Raw genomic sequence first — 19,726 nt, forward strand, 5'->3', positions numbered from 1 at the left:
GATTGAGGGTGGCGCTCCCGCCAGATTACATGCCAGCGCACCGAAGCGCGCCGGCAGCAAGCCAGAGCTTCCTGCCGAAACGCAACCGCCATCACCCCTCGACAAAACCCCGCCGGATCGCCTCCCAGCTTTCCACATCCGGCGCCAGCAGCAGCCGGCCCTTGGTCATCGCAGGACGATAGGCTTCGCCGCTGAGCAATGCCCCGTAGCCGCCGGCTTCGTGGTGGATCAGCACGCCGGCGGCGTGGTCCCAGGGTTTGAGCTCGGCGTTGAGCGAAAAACTCATAGCGCCTGATGCCACCGCCCGGTATTCATAGGCCGAGCAGCGCCATGTGGTGGTGCGGGCAAAGTGCAGCAGGCTCCGAGCGTAGACCGGCTGCTCCTCGGCGGGGAACATATGCAGCGGCACGAAGCCGTGCATTTCCCCGATCGGCCCTGGCGGCGCGACGCTGAGCCGGGTCCGCGTGCCATCGCGGGCGATGTGCCATGCGCTCTGCCCCAGCCGGGCGGCAAGGAAATCACCGGTTACGGGATAGTGGATCAGCCCGGCCACCGTCTCGCCGCCCGAGACGATCGCCACGATCATGCCGAACAGCGGCACGCCATGGGCGAAATTCCAGGTGCCGTCGACAGGATCGATGATGACGGCGAGATCGGCGTCGCCAAGACGCGTCAGAATCGACGGATCGGCGGAGACCGCTTCCTCGCCGACCAGCAGCGCCTCGGGAAAGTGCGCCGACAGTGCTTCGGTGAGCCGCCGCTCGGCACCGATATCGGCATCGGTCACCAGATCGTCGGGCGCGGTCTTGGTGCGGATGCCCTCGGCGGTGACGCCGGGGAAGCGGGGCAGGATTTCCGCCTCCGCCGCCCGGCGCATATCCTCCATCACGGCGGAGAATATGTCGTCCGACACTTCCCTCATGCTCGGCGCGCCTCGATATAGGCCTTAAGCGCGGCGGGCTGGTCGGTCTGGATGACGCTGATGCCGGCCGCCATCATCCGTCCCCAGATCGCATCAGGATCTTCAAGTGCCGCACTGTCGGTCAGGCCGCAGCAGGAGACCGGATCGAGCGTGTTGACCCATAGGGAGATCCCGGCGTTGCGCAGACGTTCGTGCTGGCCGGCCAGCGTCTCAAGCTCGTCGAACTTGGCTTCGCACATGAAGGGGCGCGCCGCGATGACTGCCTTGGCGGTCTCTTCGGCGCTCCCGACCCTGAAAAACGCCTGGCCCATGAACGGAATGCCGTCGATCCCGGGCTGCCTGGCGAGCCAGGCCAGCGCCTCCGGCGTATCGGCGCGAGCCTTGAGATCGACCTGGTCGGCCATGCCCATCTCTTTGACCTTAGCAGCGACGATGCTCATCATCTCGAGGTCCTTGAGATCGAGATCGACGAAGATGCGGCCACGTACGGTTTCGAGCACCTGTTCCAGCGTCGGAACGGTCTGCGTCGTGAACGGCTGGTCCGGCCCGCCATCGGCCATGCGCAGCCGCAGGCCGGTGATCTCGGCAATCGTCATCTCCTCGGGGATGCGGTCGATGCCGGCCATGCGTTCGAGCGTGTCGTCATGCAGGATGAACAAGTGGCCGTCGGCGCTCTGGCGGATATCCACCTCGACGATGTCATAGCCGCCGACAATCGCATTCTCGATTGCAGCAAGGCTGTTCTCCGGAGCCTGATGCCAGGCGCCGCGATGGGCGACGATGGCGCAGGGGCGCGACGGGTCGGCAATGTGGTCGATGTATTTCATGGGATTTCCTTTAGTTTGCGCTGAGGGCGCCGGGTATGGCCCTGCCGCTCGCTGCATCGAAGAGATGCAGGCGGGAAGCCGGGAGATTGAGAAAGAGTTGGCTGCGGTCCGATATCTCGACGCCGAAGGGTGTAGCGATCCTCACGACCGACCCGCCGAGTTCGGCCGCCAGGATCGAATGTGAGCCGAGGTCCTCGCGAAAACGCAGAGCTGATGTGACGACATGCTCCCCTGCCTTGCTGTCTGGCTTGCTACCGACAAGGATATCTTCCGGCCGGATGCCGAGCTGATAGGCACCGGTAAGCCGCGCTTGCGCCGCCACCTGCCCGTCGGCGAGCCTGAGCACCGAACCGTCGCCGGTGACCGGCAGGATGTTCATCGGCGGAGCGCCGATGAATTTCGCCACGAAGACCGAGGCCGGATGGTGATAGATCGCCTTCGGCGTATCGAATTGCTCGATCCGGCCCTTGTTGAGAATGAGGATGCGGTCGGCCAGCGTCATCGCCTCCACCTGGTCATGGGTGACGAAGACGGTGGTGGCGCCGATGCGCCGGTGCAGGTCGGCCAGTTCGACGCGCATGTCGTGGCGGAGCTGAGCATCGAGGTTGGACAGCGGCTCGTCGAACAACAATACGCCCGGCTCGCGCACGATGGCCCGGCCGATCGCGACGCGCTGGCGCTGGCCACCGGAAAGCTGCCCCGGCTTGCGGCCGAGGAAATCCAACAGCCCGAGCATCTTCGCCACCGCGCCGACCCGCTCGATGCGCTCGGCCTTCGCCATGCCTGATACCTTGAGGCTGTAGGCGATGTTGTCGAAGACGCTCATATGCGGGTAGAGCGCATAGTTCTGGAACACCATGGCGCAGCCGCGATGTTTCGGCTCCAGATCCTGCACCTGCCGGCCGCCGATGACGATCGTGCCGCCGCTCACCCGCTCCAGCCCGGCGATCATCTGCAGCAGCGTTGACTTGCCGCAGCCGGAGGGACCGAGCACGACGGTGAATTCGCCGGCCCTGAGCTCGACATCCATCGGCGGGATGACGACGGTCTCGGCGTCATAGGCCTTGGTGACGCCTGATAGCGTGATGTTGGCGGCAGCGGCGCGGATGGCCATGTCGATGGCGTTCATGGCTATTTCTCCGTGAGAGCGAGGCCCTGGACGAGATAGCGCTGCAGAAGCGCGATCATCGCGAGCGGAATGATGGAAACGATAACGGCGCCGGCCATGATCATCGGGAAATCAGGGATCTCTCCCTCCGCATCCGGCACAAGCCGCGCCAGCCCGACGACGGCGGTCTGCATGTCTGACGTCGAGGCGGCGACCAGCGGCCAGAGATATTGCGTCCAGCCGCTGAGGAAGGTCAGCACGAAGAGCGCAGCGAAGCTGGTGCGCGACAAGGGCAGCAGGATATCGAAGAGAAAGCGAATCGGCCCTGCCCCATCCATGCGCGCCGCCTTGAACAGATCCTTGGGCAGGGTGAGGAAGAACTGGCGGAACAGGAAGGTGCCGGTGCCATGCGCCACAAGCGGCGCGATCAGGCCGAAATGCGTGTTCAGCACGCTCCATTCGAGCTTCACCGGCGCGCCGAAATAGTCGGCGATCAGCCCGTTCAGGCCGGTGATATCGAGCAGCGCGTTGACCGGCGAAAACACGTTCGACGCCACCTGGTAGGTGGTGATGACGCGGATCTCGATCGGCAGCATGATGGTCGCAAGGATGAGCGCGAAGACAACGCCCGCCCAGCGAACCCTGAAATAGACGATGGCATAGGCCGACAGAAGCGACAGGACGCAGGTCGCGAATGCATCACCGAAGGCGACCACCAGACTGTTGAGCATCTGGACCGGGATGTGCGTCTCGGTGAAGATGTGCGCCGCATTGGTGAAAAACTGGTCGCCGGGATACCAGGCGAGCCCGTTGCGCAGGATGAATTCATAGGATTGCGAGGCTGTCGCCAGCGTCAGATAGAGCGGCCCGAGGATATAGACGATGCCGACGATGAGGACGAGGCTGGCTGCGATGTTGAGGGAACGTGCGTTTTCAATCATGGGTCACCGCTCGTATTTGATGCGTCGGCCGAGGAAGAGGAACTGGGCGCCGGTGAGGAGGACGACGAAGACCATCAGTATTGCCGTCTGGGTCGAGGCGCCGGAAAGGTCGTAGCCACTGAAGCCGTCCGTGTAGATCTTGTAGACCAGCAGCGTGGTGGCGCCGCCGGGGCCGCCATGGGTGATCGTATCGATCAGCGCGAAGGCCGAGGTGATGCTTTCGGTGAACTCCAGCACCAGCGTCAGGAAGAGCTGCGGCATGATGAGCGGCAGTTGCACGTCGAAGATGCGCCGCCACGGCCCTGCCCCATCCATTGCGGCTGCCTGGTGCATGGTCTTCGGGATCGACTGCAGGCCGGCGAGCAGGATGACGAAATTGAACGGGATGCCGCCCCAGACATGCGCGGCGATCAGCGTGATGAAGGCATCTGTGCCGTTGATGCCAGGCGCCCAGATGCCGGGAAAGGCTGAGTTGAGTGGCGCGAGCACGCCGACGAAAGGATTGAAGATGAAGGCGAAGACGACGCCGATCGAGGCGCCGGCAACCCCCTTCGGCCAGACGAGCACATTACGCGCCGGCAGCGATAGGCGGATCTTCCGGTCGGCCGCGACCGCAAGGATCAGCGGGATCACCACAGCAAGCGAGGATGCGGTGACCATGAACACGATTGTGCGCCAGCCGCCCTCCCAGAATTCGGGATCGGAAAGCACGCGGGCGAAATTGTCCCAGCCGACAAACATCGAGCCGCCGCCGAAGGGGCGCTCGAGGAAGAACGACCAGTAGAAGGCCTGGAAGATCGGCACATAGAAGAAGAGCGTGATCAGCAGCATGAGCGGCGCCACCAGCAGAAGCGGCAGCCAGCGGTGGCTGAAAAGCGAAGATTCCGAAGTCATGAAGAAGCCCTGCATTGGAAGACCGGCGGGACCCACGTACCGAGCGCTTCACGCGCTCGGTACGTGGGATGTCGGGATCACTGCATCTTCACGCCCTTGTAGGTCTGCTCGAAGCGGCGCAGCAGCTCGTCGCCGCGCTTCTTGGCGTTGTCGAGCGCCGCCTGCATGGTCTCCTCGCCAGCAAAAGCCTTCTGCGTCTCTTCCATGAACACCTGACGGAACTGCACATAGAAGCCGAGACGGATGCCGCGGGTATCCGGCGTGCGCGGCTGGTTCATCGACTCGATGCCGACGGCGGCCGTCGCATATTTCGGCGAATTCGCCTCGCCGCTTTTCGCGATCGCATCCATCACGTCGTTGGTGACGGGCACGTAGCCGGTGGCGGCGGTCAGGAACATCTGCTGTTCGGGACGGCGCAGGAAGTCGAGGAAGGCCTTGGCGCCTTCGACCTCGGCCTTGTCGCGGCCCTTCATGATATAGATCGAGGCACCGCCGACGAAGGTGTTGTGGCGCTCGTAACCCTCATACATCGGCGCCATGCCGACTGACAGTTCGTATTTGCCTTCGAACGCCTTGGCCGAGGCGCTATAGGAGCCCGAGGAATTCTCCATCATCGCGCATTCGCCGGTGTTGAAGGCGGCGGTGAAGTTGCCGGCCTTGGTATCGGCATTGAGCTTGACTAGGCCTTCCTTGCGCCAGTCGATCAGGTTCTGCAGATGCTTGGCGGCGAAGGTCGTGTTGAACACATATTCGGCACCGAGACCGTCATAGCCGTTATGCTTTGAGGCGACCGGCAGGCCGTGGCGGGCGGAAAACTGTTCGAGCACCCGCCAGGTGTCGCCGTCGGTGGTGAAGGGACAGGCATGACCCGAAGCCTTCAGCTTGCGGGCGGCCTCGATGATCTCTTCCCAGGTCGCCGGCGTCTTGGTGATGCCGGCTTTCTCCAGCTCGGTCTTGTTGGTGTAGAACAGCAGCGTCGAGGAATTGTAGGGCTGGGCGAAAAGCTTGCCGCCGGAGGTTTCGTAATAGGCCCGGGCGCCGGCGATATAATTGTCCCACCTGACGTCGGGTAGCACGTCCTGGACCGGAACGACGGCATCCGACAGCATCAGGTCGAGCGTGCCGGCGTCGAAGAACTGGATGAGGACGGGATGCTTGTTGGCGCGGAAGGCGGCGATCGCCTTCTGCATCGATACTTCATAGCTTCCCTGGCCGACGCAGGTGACGTGATGCTCCGATTGCGCGGCATTGAAAGCGCTGCACTGGTCCTGGATCGCCTTTTCGACGACACCCGTATTGCCGTACCAGAATTCGATATTGGCGGCCTGCGCAGAACACGCGCCCGCCATCAGCGCGGCAGCAGCCGCCAGGATGGAAATCTTCATCATTGCCCTCGCCTGTTTTGACAGCCGGGTTCGAGCCCGGCTCTGTGACGCCGAATTTATTACACATAGCGTGTAACAACTTAGTGACGAGTCCGTGACACTTGATGCGAAGAGAGGCCGCTGATAAAGCGTGAATGCGCCCGACAACCGGAAGCACGAAAAATTATTACTACACCTCTGTAGTAATTTTTAACGAGGGAAGTGTTGATATGGCCTACTTTCCGGAGACACTGATCGCGACGCGCTTCCTGCGCGAAGGCGGCGGCGTCGTCTCGCCGAACGAACGCGACCTGCTAAAGCTGATCTGGCGTCATCCCGGCCTTTCCCGATCGGAAGTCACCGCCCACACCGATCTTACGCAGCAATCCGTCTACCGCATCATCGACCAATTGGAGGAACGCGGCATCGTCTCCTTCGGCTCGCCGAAACCCGGCACCGGCCGCGGCCAGCCGAGCCCGACACTCCGGCTCGACGGCCGCTACGCTTATTCCTGCGGCATCTCGGTCAATACCGACATCATCGGCATCTGCTTGATGGATATATCAGGCAATGTGCTCGCCGAAAGCAGCGTCGCCTTGCGCGAACGCACCATGGCCCAGTCGCTCGATCTGGTTCGCGAGCAGCTGATCGAACACCAGAGGGTGAACAATCTTTCCGAAGAGGCCTTCTTCGGTATCGGCTTTGCCATTGCCGGCTTTCACATCAGCGGCACCCGCTACAATGCGCCCCTCCCGCTGCATGAATGGTCGCTGATCGAGCTCGGCCCGCTGCTCACGGAATTTTTCGGCAAGCCCGCCTGGGTGCGCAACGGCGGCAAGACGGGAGCCATCGCCGAATCCATGTTCGGCGTCGGCCGCTATATCAAGCACTTTGCTTATCTGAGCTTCAACTACGGCTTTGGCGGCGGCCTGATCAGCGACGGCGAACTGCTGCTGGGCGGCATCGGCAATGCCGGCGAATTCTCGGGGATGTACGACGCCGAGGAGAGCAAACGCCGGCCGGCCTTGCAGTGGCTGATCGAAAGACTCAACCGCAACGGCGTCGACGTTCCCTCGATCAGCTATATGCGCAAGCATTTCGACCCTAAATGGCCAGGTGTCGCGGAATGGGTGGACGAGGTCACGCCTGCCTATAGCCGCCTGATCAATGCGATCTGGGCCATTTTCGATCCGCAGGCGATCATCTTCGGCGGCCAGGTTCCCACCGCTCTGGCGCAGATGCTGATCGACCGGACAGAGAATTTCGATCGGCCACGCTACGGCGTGCAGCGCCCGCGCCCGAAGCTGATCATCTCCGAGATCTCAAGCGACGCCTCGGCCATGGGCGCGGCGATCACCCCGTTCAAGTCGGCCTATTATTGATTTCGGACGCTTCAACGGCTCCGCCGAGCCAGAAACTGACGCTCAGCCGCTTACGGCTATTCCGTCTCCTTCCGCTTGAGGAAATCGATGCATGTGCGCTGGCGGAAGATGCCGTTTTTCGCGCCGAAGCGACGCGGGCGATTTTCGACCGGCAGGCCCTGCGCTATGATCTGATTCTGGCGCAGCCCACGCCTCCCCCCTCCATCGGGAAAGCAGACGTCATGCGGGGCTGCCTGACACCGAACCGACTGTTCGAGCATCTTGCATAAGGAGGGATTGCGGAAACCGCTCGCAATAGGAGGTTTATGAATGAAGATGTCTGCGCCTATCTATCACCTCAAGCGCAAAGCCAAGGCGTTGTCGCGCGCCGAAAATCTACCGCTGCACCAGGCACTCGACCGCATAGCCCAAAACGAGGGCTACAGCGGCTGGAGCCTGCTTGCGGCAAAAGCAGCTGCGGAAGCACCCGCCGGCAAGCTGTTTCAGCAATTGCTGCCCGGCGATCTCCTGCTCGTCGGCGCCCGGCCCGGCCACGGCAAGACCCTGATGGGCCTCGAACTCGCCGTCGAGGCGATGAAATCAGGCCGTCCCGGTGTGTTCTTCTCGCTGGAATATACGGAAGAGGATATTGCCGATCGCTTCCGCGCCATCGGCGTCGACCGGGCGCAATTCGAGCGTCTGTTCGAATTCGACGGCTCCGACGCGATCAGCGCCGCCTACATCGCCGAGAGATTGGCGTCCGCACCGCGCGGCACGCTTGTCGTCATCGACTATCTCCAGCTGCTCGACCAGAAACGCGAGAACCCCGAACTCTCCGTCCAGGTCCGCACCCTGAAGGCTTTCGCCCGCGAACGCGGCCTGATCGTGGTCTTCATCTCCCAAATCGACCGATCCTACGAGCGATCGCATAAGCCCCTGCCTGATATCGCCGATATCAGGCTGCCGAACCCGCTCGACTTGAAACTGTTCGACAAGACGTGCTTCCTGAACAACGGCCAGGTAGCGTTTCAGGCTACGCGATAAGGACCTGCCGTGCTCCGCTCGCGGGCCTCACGTGGCCAGCGGGACCTTGCTCCGTTGATCTGGTTTTATCATACTGCCCGGCATGAACGGATATGAGAGCCCTGTCGATTTCTACACGCGCCCCGGCCAGATGACATCGGCCGGGGCGCATGCCGCAGCGCTTGCCGCGCTCAAGGGCGTCGGCGCCGTTGCCGCCGCCGTACACGGCACGCTGCTGCATGATGCCTGGGCGCAGCAGTACGATCAGGTGCTGACGCCGGAGCGAAGGGCGCAATCGCACACACGGCCGGCGCGCGAGATACTCGATACGATCATGGCAATCGATCCCGCGCCGTTCGACATCCCGCGCCCGCCTGACAAACGCAGCATAGGCACATGCCGCAATTTCACCGTGCTTGCCTGCGCGGCACTCAAGGCCCAGGGCGTCCCGGCACGTGCCCGCTGCGGCTTCGGCATGTATTTCGAGGCCGGCAAGGGCATCGATCACTGGATCACCGAATATTGGGACGGAGAGCGCTGGGTCTCTGCGGACTTCCAGATCGACGATCTCCAGCGCGCTGCCTTGAAACTCGATTTCGATCTCCTCGACAAATTCCTCAGCGCCGGCGAAACCTGGCAGCGCTGCCGCGCCGGCACCGCCGACCCCGGAAAATTCGGCATCTTCGACGAGTCCGGCTTCTGGTTCATCGCCATGAACCTCGTCCGCGACTTCGCCGCCCTCAATAACATGGAGATGCTTCCCTGGGACAATTGGGGATCGATGCCGGAACCCGAAGAAGAGATGTCTGCGGATGGTCTCGCCCGCTTCGATCGCCTCGCTGCCCTGACGGTGGCAGCGGACGAACGCTTCGGGGAGTTGCGGGCGCTCTATGAGGACGATGCCGGGCTGCGCGTGCCGGCGCAGGTCTTCAACGGCGTGCGCCAGCAGATGGAGGATGTGGGCAGCGCGTGATTTATGGAATGGCTGAGATCGCCGCTTGTTCCCTCTTCTCCCCGCCGGGGAGAAGGTGGCCCGAAGGGTCGGATGAGGGGGTTACACGGCACACCATTCATTGCCCCTTCGTTTGCGCTCAGCGCATTCGCTCCTGTCGTCGCTCACCCCCTCATCCGCCTGCAGGCACATTCTCCCCACCGGGGAGAAGAGATACGCGGCGGCGCCTTGGTTTCCCTCTCCTCGACTATGGCGAGAGAGGTAAGGCGAGCATGCCGCAACGCCTCTGTCTGCCACCCACCCCAAATGTCCACTCTTCTCAGATCGGCTTGATTTCGCCCCAGACAATCCTGGTGCACACGACAAAGCTCAACCGATCATCATTCGAATAGGAGCGCAACAGCTCCGAGAGTTCCGCATCAAACCTTGCGATGCGGTCGCCCAGTTTTGAAGGCGCAAATGTATCCCGCGAATGCTGGCAGGATACGAAGTCTTCGACGTTCTGCACGAAGGGACGCTCTGATACGAAGTGTTCGCTGCCATGGAGGTTGAGATAGCTCTGATAGCTTCGCATGCCCTCGGACCTTTTATCGTGATCGAAAGGCTGGCCTGTCACCTCCGGAACCCACTTCCCCAGGAAAGAATGCCAATCCGATTGCCATGGAGGTTCGAACGGGTCGTCTCCGGAAATCACGGCCATGACATGGCCTGGCGCGGCGTTTGCCAGAAGATGCGGAAACAGCCTGCTATGATCCATCCAGTGGATGCTTGCCGCAGCGACCGTCAGATCGAAAGGTCCACCATTGGCCGGGAAATCCTCGGCGAAACTTTCTATCCACCGGATATTCCCCGCGTTACCGCCCGGCAGCGATCTGCCAAGAGCGATCATATGCTCAGAGGGGTCAACTGCCGTAACACTTGTAAACGCACCCGCCAGCGCGCGCGAGATTTTTCCCGGTCCGCAACCGATATCCAGGAGATGCTCCGACCGCGGCGCAATTGGCAGAAGCTTTCGAAATACGGCATCGGGGTAAGGCGGGCGATACCGGTAATTTGCGACAACGTCGGTTTCCGAAAAGGAAGAACCCTTGCGCTGATCCATCAAGACTCCATGCTCTCGCCGCATAAGCAGAGGCTGTAACACACGTTTATGTCAATGGGTTTTCATCGGTACAGCCATCCGGTTCCGATTGTCTTCCAGACCGAAACTGTGCGATGACCGGTCGACCCCAGATACAACAGATCAAGGTGCGGCATCGGCATGAAGAAGATCGGTTTCCTCTCGTTCGGGCACTGGACGCCCTCGCCCCAATCGCAGACGCGCTCGGCCGGCGATGCGCTGCTGCAGTCGATCGACCTTGCAGTGGCGGCCGAGGAGCTCGGCGCTGACGGGGCGTATTTTCGCGTGCATCATTTCGCCCGACAGCTGGCCGCACCCTTCCCGCTGCTATCAGCCGTCGGCGCTAGAACCAACCGCATCGAGATAGGCACCGCCGTCATCGACATGCGCTACGAGAACCCGCTTTATATGGCCGAGGATGCCGGTGCGGCCGACCTCATTGCCGGCGGCCGCCTGCAGCTCGGCATCAGCCGCGGTTCGCCCGAACAGGTGATCGATGGCTGGCGCCATTTCGGATACGCCCCGCCCGAAGGCCAGAGCGAGGCCGACATGGCTCGCCACCATGCCGAAGACTTCCTCGAAGTGCTGCGCGGCGAAGGTTTTGCCAAACCGAACCCGCGGCCGATGTTTCCAAACCCGCCCGGCCTCCTGCGCCTCGAGCCGCATTCCGAGGGCCTGCGTGAGCGGATCTGGTGGGGCGCAAGCTCGAATGCCACCGCCGTCTGGGCGGCCAAGCTCGGCATGAACCTGCAGAGCTCGACGCTGAAGGACGATGAGACGGGAGAGCCCTTCCACGTCCAGCAGGCCGACCAGATCCGCGCATACCGCGAGGCCTGGAAAGAAGCCGGCCACACACGCCAGCCGCGCGTCTCGGTCAGCCGCAGCATCTTCGCACTGGTCGACGACCGCGACCGCGCCTATTTCGGCTATGGCAATGACGGTGAGGACAAGATCGGCTTCATCGACGAGAAGACCCGGGCGATCTTCGGCCGCAGCTACGCCGCAGAGCCCGACGCCCTGATCAAGCAGCTCGCTGAAGACCAAGCCATCGCCGAAGCCGACACCCTGCTGCTGACCGTCCCCAACCAGCTCGGCGTCGATTACAACGCCCATGTCATTGAAGCGATCCTCACCCACGTCGCGCCAGCGATGGGTTGGCGCTGACGCCGCGGCACGACAGGCTGTCTTCGCCGGCTACAGCGCCGCGCGTCTTTTCAGACGCGCAAAGGACGCTGTAACACTTTGAATTGCTCCAGCACACTACGGCTCATGCGCGGTTTGATTTGCCGCAGCCAATTTCCCCATGGCCTGCTGTATGGCCGAGAAGAAGAGCGCCGTCGTGATCCCGAACATCATCAGCCCATTGGCTGCCTGCAGCGGCGCAAGCAGCCGGATGCGGCCCTCAAGCACGACATCGCCATAACCGAGCGACGTGAAGGTGACCCCCGAAAAATACATGGCCGTTTCGAAGTCTTCGAAGGCGCCGAGTACGCGATATAACAGCGCCCAGAAAGCGACCTGGAAGATATTGCCCAGCATGAGCACGATCATCAGGACCGAAAATTGCACGAAGACCGTCCGCCAAGGGTTTCGGCCCACGGGTTGCGTGCGAGCGTGAGAAAAATAACGCGCGGCCAGCACCGAAGCCAGCGCCTGCAGTCCGAGGCAGATCGCCATCGCAAGCAGGCCGAGACCAATGACTTTGATCATGGGGCCGGACCTTCGATCCGGGGGCCGTCCTCGACCGGGCGCTCATGTAGCCATTCCATCAGCAACACGAAGCCTACGGCCAGCAACACGGGGCCGACAAATATACCGAGAAGGCCGTCGGCTATCATCCCACCGATGACACCGACCAGGATGACCGGCATCGGCACATCAGATCCACGGCCGAGCATCAAGGGCTTGAGCAGATTGTCGCTCAGCCCGGCGAAGAAAGACCAAATGGCGAAGATGATTGCCGGAGTTGTCGCTTCCGTGACAAAGACATAGGCCATGACCGGCAGGGTCAGCAGCAGCGGCGGTATCTGCACGACTGCCAGGAGAAAGGTGACCAGCGTCAGAGCACCGGCCGCGGGAAGGCCGATAGCGAAGAATCCAATGCCGACGAGCATCGACTGGATCACCGCCACGCCGACCACGCCGACCGCCACTCCCCGGATCGTCGAGGCTGTCAGATGGATGAGCCGGGCACCCCGCGCCTTGCTGTTGGTGACGAGCTCCAGCAGACTGAGGGCGAATGCCGCAGCACCCTTGGCATAGGCGACAAGCACGGCGGCGATCGCGATCGAAAGAACGAAGGATAGGCCACCTGTGGCCAGGCCGCCGGCGAAAGATGCGAGCCACGCAGCAGGCTTGGTCAGCATCTCTCCGTATTGACTGAGCGCCAAGGGCAGGTTGGCGGCAGCGAGCGACCAGCCCGCCGAGAGCTTCGCTCCGACCGCCGGCACATCGGCAAGCCACGCTGGCGGCGGCGGGATCGTCAGGCTGTGGTTCTGCAAGCCGGAAACAAGCCAGTAAATGGAAGACCCAAGCGATGTGACCACGAGGTACATGGGCACCAGCACCACGGCAACGCCGACCATCCCGATGAGAGATGCTGACCACCGATTGCCGATCCGATTAGACAGGCGCAGATGCAAGGGATGAAGCATGACCGCCAGGATTACCGACCAAAGCAGAAGGCCGAGGAACGGCAACATGATCCTGGCACAGACATAAACCAGAAGCGCGACGATTCCCAATTGAACCGCCGCGTGAATGATGGATGGTCTCGACGACGCTAGGTCGGCGTTCAATGCGCTGGACGTCATTTTCCCCTCCCGGCCCGGCCTCCGCCAACGAGCGAAGCCGGACGCTCACGCATCGGACAACGAAACCTTCCACCCGGTATCGGACCTGCGCGGCGAAGATTTTGCCGACGCCGCGAAAGATCGTCTCCAACGCCCCATCATCATACACGACTTCGTGAAAGCGGGATACGGCCACTGCTGCCGGGCTCTCAACCCCTGGCGTATCTGGCGCGAAATTCGCGAGGACTGCAGCCCTCGCGTTCGTGAAAGACACGCGAAAAATAAAACGGGTCATCCAGGCCGACCATGGCGGCGATGGTTTCGATCTTCTCGTCGGTGGTTGCCAAGAGCTGTTTGGCGTGGTCCATGCGCGCACGAAGCTGGAATGCCTTGGGCGGCAGCCCGGTTTCGACCGTGAACCGCCTGCGCAGCGTCGCCGGCGACATGCCGTGCTCGGCGGCGAAGGCTGTAAGGTTCAGCGGTTGCATTGCGCGTTGCCGCAGCGTCTCGACGATTTCGGCCACGTCGGGCCTGTCTCGGCGCTGATCGGCCGCACCGCTTGCCTGTCTTGCGGCTGATATGACGATGCGATGCAGCATCAAGGCCGCCGATGCCTGCCCGAGGTTGGTATCGTCGAGCAGATCGGCATGCAGGGTGCCGAATAGCCGCGCCATCTCATCTACGTGATGCAAGGCCACGACGGGCTGTCGCTCGGTCATGAGCCTCAACCGGACGAAGTCTCGCGTGAACGATCCTTCGAAAAGCGCCCAGCGCTCGTCCCAGCCGCCTTCATCGGGGCCATAGGAATGCACGCGGTTCGGAAACAGCCAGAAGAGGATCGGCCCGGTGAGGTTCAGGCGGCCGCTGGCCGCGGTGTCCAGCCAGCCCTGCCCGCGCTCTACCAGCACGACGGCGAAACTCGGCAGTTTCCGGTCCGTCACCGCACGGCGAGCCTGCTGCCTGCCGCTGCCGGTAACAGCAAGTCCGCCGGCAGCGGCAAGCGGCGTCCTATAGATGGCCTCTGGGTCTCTCATGGTGAGCGAAAAGTCCAGCTATGAATTTCCTCTATGTCGGTTGGCGCGCCGGATCAGGTAATTGATGGCAAGCCAACTCAAGCGACGGAGGAGTGAAATGTCAATTGCTGCGGAGGCCGTGCAGATCCGAAGGCCGGAATTTCCCCTTGCCGCCCATGGCAAAACCTTGCCTGCGGAGCGGACGGGCTGGCTCATGCCGACCGATCCCGCCGTCGGCGTCGACGCCATCCGCCGCCGCTACCAGCACGATGGCTATGTCTGGCTGAAAGGCCTTCTGCCGCGGGCCGATGTCATCGATTTCCGCCACTGGGTCTTCGAACGCCTTGCCGAAACCGGACTGGTCGAGCCGGGCAGCGATTTTTCTCTGGGGATCGCGTCTGCCGGTGGCTTCGACAGAAGCCTGGCGGACCGGCGCCTGATGTCGCTCGTCCGCTCCGCCGCCTATGAAGGCTTCTGTGCGCAACCGCCACTCACCCGCTTCATGGACGATTTGCTGCAGGGCATCTCCTATCTGCACAAGCGCAAGATCATGCGCTTCGTCCAGCCGGGATCGCTGACAGCCACACCCGCCCACTACGATCTCGTCTATCTCCGCGGCGGCACCAGCCGCCTGGTGACGGCCTGGATACCGATCGGCGACACCCCCGCCGAGATGGGCGGCCTGGTTTATCTCGAAGGCTCGCATGCTCTGGGCACCAAGATGGAGGCCGAATTCAGGGCGGCAAGTGGCGATCTTTCTCCGGAAGAGCAGATCAGTGCCTATAACAGCCACATGAGCGAAGGCGGCTGGGTCTCGAAGGATCTCCCCGACATGGCAGAGCGTTTCGACACCCGCTGGCTCGCCGCCGATTACGAGGCTGGCGACGTGGTGCTCCACTCGCCCTACATGATCCACGCTTCGACCATCAATCAGGACCGCAGCCGGCGGCTGCGCCTCTCCACCGACATAAGATATCAGAATGTCGATGACGAGATCGACGTCCGATGGAACAACCATTGGAGTCTCGGCGACATGCTGTAGTCCGGCTTTCCAGGGCCCATTCGACAGAACCCCGATCGTCTGACGTCGATCCCGGCCGCGCGTCAGCCGGCATTGGCGGCCATGTTCGTTTCCTTCCTGTTTGTCGTGCCCCCGGCCACCCTTGTTGACCGGCGATCCGGTGCGACGGCTGCTATAGCAGGTTGTTTGACGAAGGGATGTCGACGCAGGAGTGAAGCGGTCGGACCTTACTGCCGTGTTGGACGTTGATGGTCGGAACCTTGAATCGATCCCATGACTGACCGACTTATGGCTGTAGCCGAACCGCTCGAGTTGCCTGATGCCGCGTACGAACCTGAACGATATTCTGATCTTCATGGCCGTCGTCGATGCCGGAAGCTTTATCGCCGGCGGCCAGGCCATAGGCCTGTCCCGTTCGGCGGCAGGCAAGGCCGTCATCCGCCTGGAAGACCGGCTCGGCGCGCGCCTGCTCAACCGCACGACGAGGACGCTGAGCCTGACCGACGAAGGCCGGATGTTCTACGAGCGCGGGCTGCAGATCCTTGTATCGGTCGACGAGGCGGAAGCGAGCGTGGTGGGACAGAACAGCACGCCGCGAGGTGTTCTCCGGCTTGCCGTTCCCGATGCTTTCGGGCGGCTCGTCGTGTTGCCTTTGCTTGAAAAATATCTTCAGGCCTGGCCCGACATCCAGGTCGAAGTGAGCTTCACCGATCGCCCGGCCGACATCGTCGAGGAAGGCTTCGATCTGGCGATCCGGGTCGGCGCGACGGCGACGGACAACCGCCTGGTCTCACGCGTGATCGCCACCTATAAGACGCGCCTCTGCGCCTCGCCGTCCTACTTTGCCGAGCGCGGCGAGCCGCGCGATATCGACGATCTCGCGGTCCATGACTGCCTGATCTTCGCCAGCCGCAATCAAAGGCAGGGCTGGCGCTTTCGCGGGGAAGGCGGTTCCTGGATCAAGGCGCAGGGCCGCAGCCGCCTGAGGCTCGACAGCGCAGAGGCAATCCGCGACGCCGCCCTGGCGGGACTGGGGATTGCCCTCCTTCCCGATTTTCTCGTCGCCGACGATCTCGCCGCCGGGCGCCTCCGGCAGATCCTGGCCGACCTCGAAACCGACAACGCCAAGATCGTTACGCTCTATCCCGACAAGCGCGTGCTGGAACCACGTGTCCGACGCTTCATCGATCTGATAGTTGAAGAGCTTGGCCGCGGCTAGAGCTGGACGCTTCAGGCGAGGCCCTGTCAAACCCGCGAAAGCTCTTCAGCGCCAGCGGCGCAAGCGTTGCCGCAAGATAGGCAATCCCCATCAGGAACAGCGCCGCGGCAAGGCCGAGCGCGCTGATCAGCGCGCCGCCGGCGAGGCCGCCGAAGGGGATGAGGGCGAAGCAGAGGGCGGTGTTCAATGCGGTGACGCGGCCAGTCAGCGGCTTGGGGATGCGCTCGAAGATGACAGCCGACAGGATCGGGTTGAGGAAGCCCGACGCGAATCCTGCGATGGCGAGCGTCGCAAAGACGAGACCGATAGGCGCGTCCAGCGCCGGAACGAGAAAGCGCGGAAAGCCGGTCAGGAGGAAGGCCACCGTATAGACCATCAGTCGCGGCATGCGCTCGCCGATTGCCGCGGCAATCGCCGCGCCTGCGATCGAGGCGCCGGCGAAGGCGGCGAACATCGCACCGAGCAGCTCCGGGCCATGGCCGGCATCCCGTGTCCAGACCGGCAGCAGCACGGCATGATAGGCCTGGTCGAAGAGATTGGTGACCGCCACCATGGCGACGATGCTGACGAGCACGGCATCGCCGCGCAGAAAGCGCCAGCCTTCGCGCAGATCCTCGAGATAGGACGCCCGTTCGACCGGTCGAGTTTCGGGCGCAGGCGCGCGCCGCGTCCCGGGTATGCCCGCGGCAACGATCAGCGCGGCGGCGGCGAAGGTGGCGGCATTGACGAGCAGCGCCTGGCCCGGGCCGATCAGCCCGATCAAAGCGCCGGCGCCGGCCGCACCCGCCGTCGAGGCCAGCCGCTCGATGGCGCTCGCAACGCCGGTCACTCGTTCGAGCGGTACATTGGCGAGTGTGGCGATATCGGGAACCATCGCCTGCTTGGCCGCATCGGAGGGGCCGCGCAGCACGCCCATGGCAAAGACGAGCGGCAGCAGCACCTGCATGCCAAGCATGCCGAAGAGATCAAGAAGCGGCACCAGAGCGACCACGAGCACCGAAGCCGTGTCGCAGATGATGGCGATGCTCTTGGCGCCGGCGCGGTCGATCAGCGGTCCGCCGAGCGCCTTGGCGATGACATAGGGCAGCATCTCCATCATTGCCGTCAGGCCTGTCAGCACCGGGCTGCCAGTCGTGCTCAGCACCAGCCAGGGAATGGCGATGGTCGAAAGCCGCGTGCCGGAGAGCGAGAATGTCTCGGCAGCCGCGAGCGCCAGGAACGGCCCGCCCCGTCTCACGGCTTATCCTCCCCTTCGCGATGCGGAACGCGGCCCGGATAGGGAAAGGCGTGCAACATGACATAGAAGGGAACCATGCCGGATTCCTGCGACGCCGCCTCCCCGAGCGGCGGGGCCGCCCGCATCGCCTCCAGGATGATGTCGCTCAGCCGTTTCGTCAGGACCTCGGCCTGTGCCGCCGTCATGGGGATTATGATGTCGTCGGCAGCCGTCGCCTTGCGCCATTCAGCCGGCAGCTCGGCATATTCCTCCAGCGCCTGCTGCATCTGGCCGACCTGCAGGGAGAGTATCGCCTGGTTGAAGGCGAGGTCGAGATCAAGCGCTTCACCCTCGGCCTCGCTTGCCGGCACCGAGGTCAGCTCATGGCTGGCGCGCCACCAGCGGTCGCGCCGCGAGGCATGCGGCGCCTCCTCGATGAAGCCGTACTGGGCAAGCTGGCGCAGGTGATAGCTCGTCGCGCCGCTGTTCAGGCCGAGCCGCGCGGCAAGCTGCGTCGCCGTGGCAGGTCCATCGATCCTGAGCATGCCGAGCATGCGCAGCCGGACAGGATGCGTCAGGGCCTTCAGCGCGGTCGGGCCGGGCACGACGCGGCTGAGGGTGCGCGGCGCGGTGACGGATTGAGCAGGCTGCGGGCGCGGATTTTTCATGCCAGAAGCCTACTATTGCAAAGATATCTTTGCAAAGCTTTCTTTGCATAAACGCAAGCCGCTCGCAGCACCCCGCCTTGCGGCTCAATCCTCCGGCAGGGTGAAGACCGCGCAAGGCTGGGCGATGCCGCGCAAACTGTGCTCTCCGAGCGGCATCAGCGCCGTTGCCGTATTCGCTGCCACTGCACCCGAGATCAGCACACTTCGGCCGAGCGGCTTACAGAGCCCTTCCAGCCGGCTGACGAGATTGACGGCGGGGCCGATGGCGGTAAAGTCCAGCCGATCGGCTGCGCCGATATTGCCCCACAGGATCTCGCCGAAATGCAGCGCCGCGCCGAAGGGCAGCGGCGCCAGTCCCTGCGCCTGGCGTATCTGGTCGAGATGGACCATGCCGGCACGGCTGGCAGCAACCGCCCGAAGTGCGGCCTCGCAAGCCTCGCGATCCCCTCGGGCTGCGTCGCCCTCGCCTGACGTAGCAGTGACCGGAAAGATCGCCAGCACGCCGTCGCCGATGAATTTCAGCACCTCGCCGCCGAAGGCATGCACGGCGCCTGCGACGCGGTCGAACCATGCGTCGAGCGTCGCGATCATCGCGTGCGGCTCCGTCACCTCCGAAAGCGCCGTGAAATCGCGCAGATCGGCGCAGAGAAGAGCGGCACGTATGGTCTCGCCGGTGCCGCGAGCAAGCTCGCCGGCCTGCACCCGGGCGGCACTACGCCGGCCGAGATAGGCTTCGAGCAGGGCTGCCCGCGCCTCCCGCGCCGCGAGCGCTGCGAGCGGTGCGGCGGCAAAAACGCGCCACCTCGCGCAGCCGGTCGGCTTCGGCCGGAGCGAATGCGCCGCGCCCTGCCCCATTGTCGATACCCGCCCAGCCGAGCATGGGACTATCCTGCGAAAGCCCGATTCGCTCCTCCCATATCGGCCCGAGTGCGGTCAGCCAGTCGCGCCCGGCCTCGCTCTGCGGAGCCGCGGCAAAGGCCAAAGCCTCGATGACAGCACCGGTCTCGGCCCGCCACAGCCAGGTGCGCCTAGCAATGATCGGATGCGGCACCGAAAGCGTCAGCGTGCCGCCCAAAAGCGGCAAGCCATCGGCCAGCAGCCGGCGCCCGAGTTCGGCCAGAAACCATTCGGGACTGGGCGAGGCACCGGCCTCATCAACCAGCCAGGCAAGGGGAGATGGCAGATCCATGGCTTAACATCGCACGCCCACGTGGACGTCCGCAAGGACATCCCCGGGTGATCGTAGGGACGTTTCCAGCGACTCAGCCTGTCGCCCGCAAAGGCC

The 19,726-nt window shown here is 63.3% G+C and carries 18 protein-coding genes and 1 pseudogene; 6 read left to right on the forward strand and 13 right to left on the reverse strand.

Annotation, left to right across the window (positions count from 1 at the left end; all coding sequences use genetic code 11):
* Positions 1-91 precede the first annotated feature (91 nt).
* From RL_RS16140 to RL_RS16165, 6 genes are all read right to left on the reverse strand, one after another.
* On the reverse strand, positions 92-922 hold the full coding sequence (locus tag RL_RS16140; protein WP_011652636.1) for an inositol monophosphatase family protein: 831 nt from the start codon (positions 920-922) through the stop codon (positions 92-94).
* Positions 919-1,749, reverse strand: coding sequence for a glycerophosphodiester phosphodiesterase family protein (locus RL_RS16145; protein WP_011652637.1), 831 nt, complete (start codon positions 1,747-1,749; stop codon positions 919-921). The genes RL_RS16140 and RL_RS16145 overlap by 4 nt, the downstream gene beginning before the upstream one ends.
* Positions 1,750-1,759: 10 nt before the next feature.
* A complete protein-coding gene (locus RL_RS16150) occupies positions 1,760-2,878 on the reverse strand; it encodes an ABC transporter ATP-binding protein (RefSeq protein ID WP_011652638.1) in 1,119 nt (372 codons plus the stop codon).
* Positions 2,879-2,880: 2 nt separating this feature from the next.
* Positions 2,881-3,798 carry an ABC transporter permease subunit gene (locus tag RL_RS16155; RefSeq protein ID WP_011652639.1) on the reverse strand — a complete coding sequence of 306 codons (918 nt, stop codon included), beginning with the start codon at positions 3,796-3,798 and terminating at the stop codon, positions 2,881-2,883.
* 3 nt (positions 3,799-3,801) lie between these two features.
* Positions 3,802-4,692, reverse strand: coding sequence for a carbohydrate ABC transporter permease (locus RL_RS16160; RefSeq protein ID WP_011652640.1), 891 nt, complete (start codon positions 4,690-4,692; stop codon positions 3,802-3,804).
* Between the two features lie 77 nt (positions 4,693-4,769).
* A complete protein-coding gene (locus RL_RS16165; protein WP_041936587.1) occupies positions 4,770-6,077 on the reverse strand; it encodes an extracellular solute-binding protein in 1,308 nt (435 codons plus the stop codon).
* A 209-nt stretch (positions 6,078-6,286) separates the two neighbouring features.
* Here RL_RS16165 and RL_RS16170 point away from each other — a divergent pair, with 209 nt between their 5' ends.
* The 3 genes from RL_RS16170 to RL_RS16185 all read left to right on the forward strand — a co-directional run bounded on the left by RL_RS16170 (position 6,287) and on the right by RL_RS16185 (position 9,413).
* Positions 6,287-7,438 carry an ROK family transcriptional regulator gene (locus RL_RS16170; protein WP_011652642.1) on the forward strand — a complete coding sequence of 384 codons (1,152 nt, stop codon included), beginning with the start codon at positions 6,287-6,289 and terminating at the stop codon, positions 7,436-7,438.
* A gap of 309 nt (positions 7,439-7,747) precedes the next feature.
* Positions 7,748-8,461 (forward strand): DNA helicase, encoded by a 714-nt coding sequence (locus tag RL_RS16180; RefSeq protein WP_011652643.1) that lies wholly within the window; start codon positions 7,748-7,750, stop codon positions 8,459-8,461.
* A gap of 82 nt (positions 8,462-8,543) precedes the next feature.
* Positions 8,544-9,413 (forward strand): transglutaminase-like domain-containing protein, encoded by an 870-nt coding sequence (locus RL_RS16185; protein ID WP_011652644.1) that lies wholly within the window; start codon positions 8,544-8,546, stop codon positions 9,411-9,413.
* A gap of 298 nt (positions 9,414-9,711) precedes the next feature.
* On the opposite strand, the gene RL_RS16190 is transcribed toward RL_RS16185, so the two are convergent.
* Positions 9,712-10,494 carry a class I SAM-dependent methyltransferase gene (locus RL_RS16190; RefSeq protein ID WP_011652645.1) on the reverse strand — a complete coding sequence of 261 codons (783 nt, stop codon included), beginning with the start codon at positions 10,492-10,494 and terminating at the stop codon, positions 9,712-9,714.
* Positions 10,495-10,653: 159 nt separating this feature from the next.
* Here RL_RS16190 and RL_RS16195 point away from each other — a divergent pair, with 159 nt between their 5' ends.
* A complete protein-coding gene (locus RL_RS16195; protein WP_011652646.1) occupies positions 10,654-11,676 on the forward strand; it encodes an LLM class flavin-dependent oxidoreductase in 1,023 nt (340 codons plus the stop codon).
* A 96-nt stretch (positions 11,677-11,772) separates the two neighbouring features.
* On the opposite strand, the gene RL_RS16200 is transcribed toward RL_RS16195, so the two are convergent.
* From RL_RS16200 to RL_RS16210, 3 genes are all read right to left on the reverse strand, one after another.
* A complete protein-coding gene (locus RL_RS16200) occupies positions 11,773-12,222 on the reverse strand; it encodes a potassium channel family protein (protein WP_011652647.1) in 450 nt (149 codons plus the stop codon).
* On the reverse strand, positions 12,219-13,325 hold the full coding sequence (locus RL_RS16205) for an AI-2E family transporter (RefSeq protein ID WP_011652648.1): 1,107 nt from the start codon (positions 13,323-13,325) through the stop codon (positions 12,219-12,221). Before RL_RS16205 ends, RL_RS16200 begins: the two co-directional genes overlap by 4 nt.
* 188 nt (positions 13,326-13,513) lie before the next feature.
* Positions 13,514-14,338, reverse strand: coding sequence for a helix-turn-helix transcriptional regulator (locus RL_RS16210; RefSeq protein WP_011652649.1), 825 nt, complete (start codon positions 14,336-14,338; stop codon positions 13,514-13,516).
* 97 nt (positions 14,339-14,435) lie between these two features.
* On the opposite strand from RL_RS16210, the gene RL_RS16215 reads away from it, so the two are divergent.
* Positions 14,436-15,359: a phytanoyl-CoA dioxygenase family protein gene (locus tag RL_RS16215; protein ID WP_041936388.1), complete on the forward strand. Its 924-nt coding sequence runs from the start codon at positions 14,436-14,438 to the stop codon at positions 15,357-15,359.
* A gap of 298 nt (positions 15,360-15,657) precedes the next feature.
* Positions 15,658-16,557: a LysR family transcriptional regulator gene (locus RL_RS16220; protein WP_011652651.1), complete on the forward strand. Its 900-nt coding sequence runs from the start codon at positions 15,658-15,660 to the stop codon at positions 16,555-16,557.
* Here the strand turns inward: RL_RS16220 and RL_RS16225 are convergent.
* The 3 genes and pseudogenes from RL_RS16225 to RL_RS16235 all read right to left on the reverse strand — a co-directional run bounded on the left by RL_RS16225 (position 16,520) and on the right by RL_RS16235 (position 19,630).
* Positions 16,520-17,794 (reverse strand): MFS transporter, encoded by a 1,275-nt coding sequence (locus RL_RS16225; protein WP_011652652.1) that lies wholly within the window; start codon positions 17,792-17,794, stop codon positions 16,520-16,522. The two genes, RL_RS16220 and RL_RS16225, sit on opposite strands and share 38 nt — an antisense overlap.
* Positions 17,791-18,441, reverse strand: a complete 651-nt coding sequence (locus RL_RS16230) for a winged helix-turn-helix domain-containing protein (RefSeq protein WP_011652653.1) — start codon at positions 18,439-18,441, stop codon at positions 17,791-17,793. The genes RL_RS16225 and RL_RS16230 overlap by 4 nt, the downstream gene beginning before the upstream one ends.
* Before the next feature lie 84 nt (positions 18,442-18,525).
* Positions 18,526-19,630 (reverse strand): annotated as a pseudogene (locus RL_RS16235) (adenylate/guanylate cyclase domain-containing protein).
* Positions 19,631-19,726 lie beyond the last annotated feature (96 nt).

Origin of the sequence: Rhizobium johnstonii 3841 (genome assembly GCF_000009265.1) — a bacterium.
Taxonomy (GTDB): Bacteria; Pseudomonadota; Alphaproteobacteria; order Rhizobiales; family Rhizobiaceae; genus Rhizobium; species Rhizobium acaciae.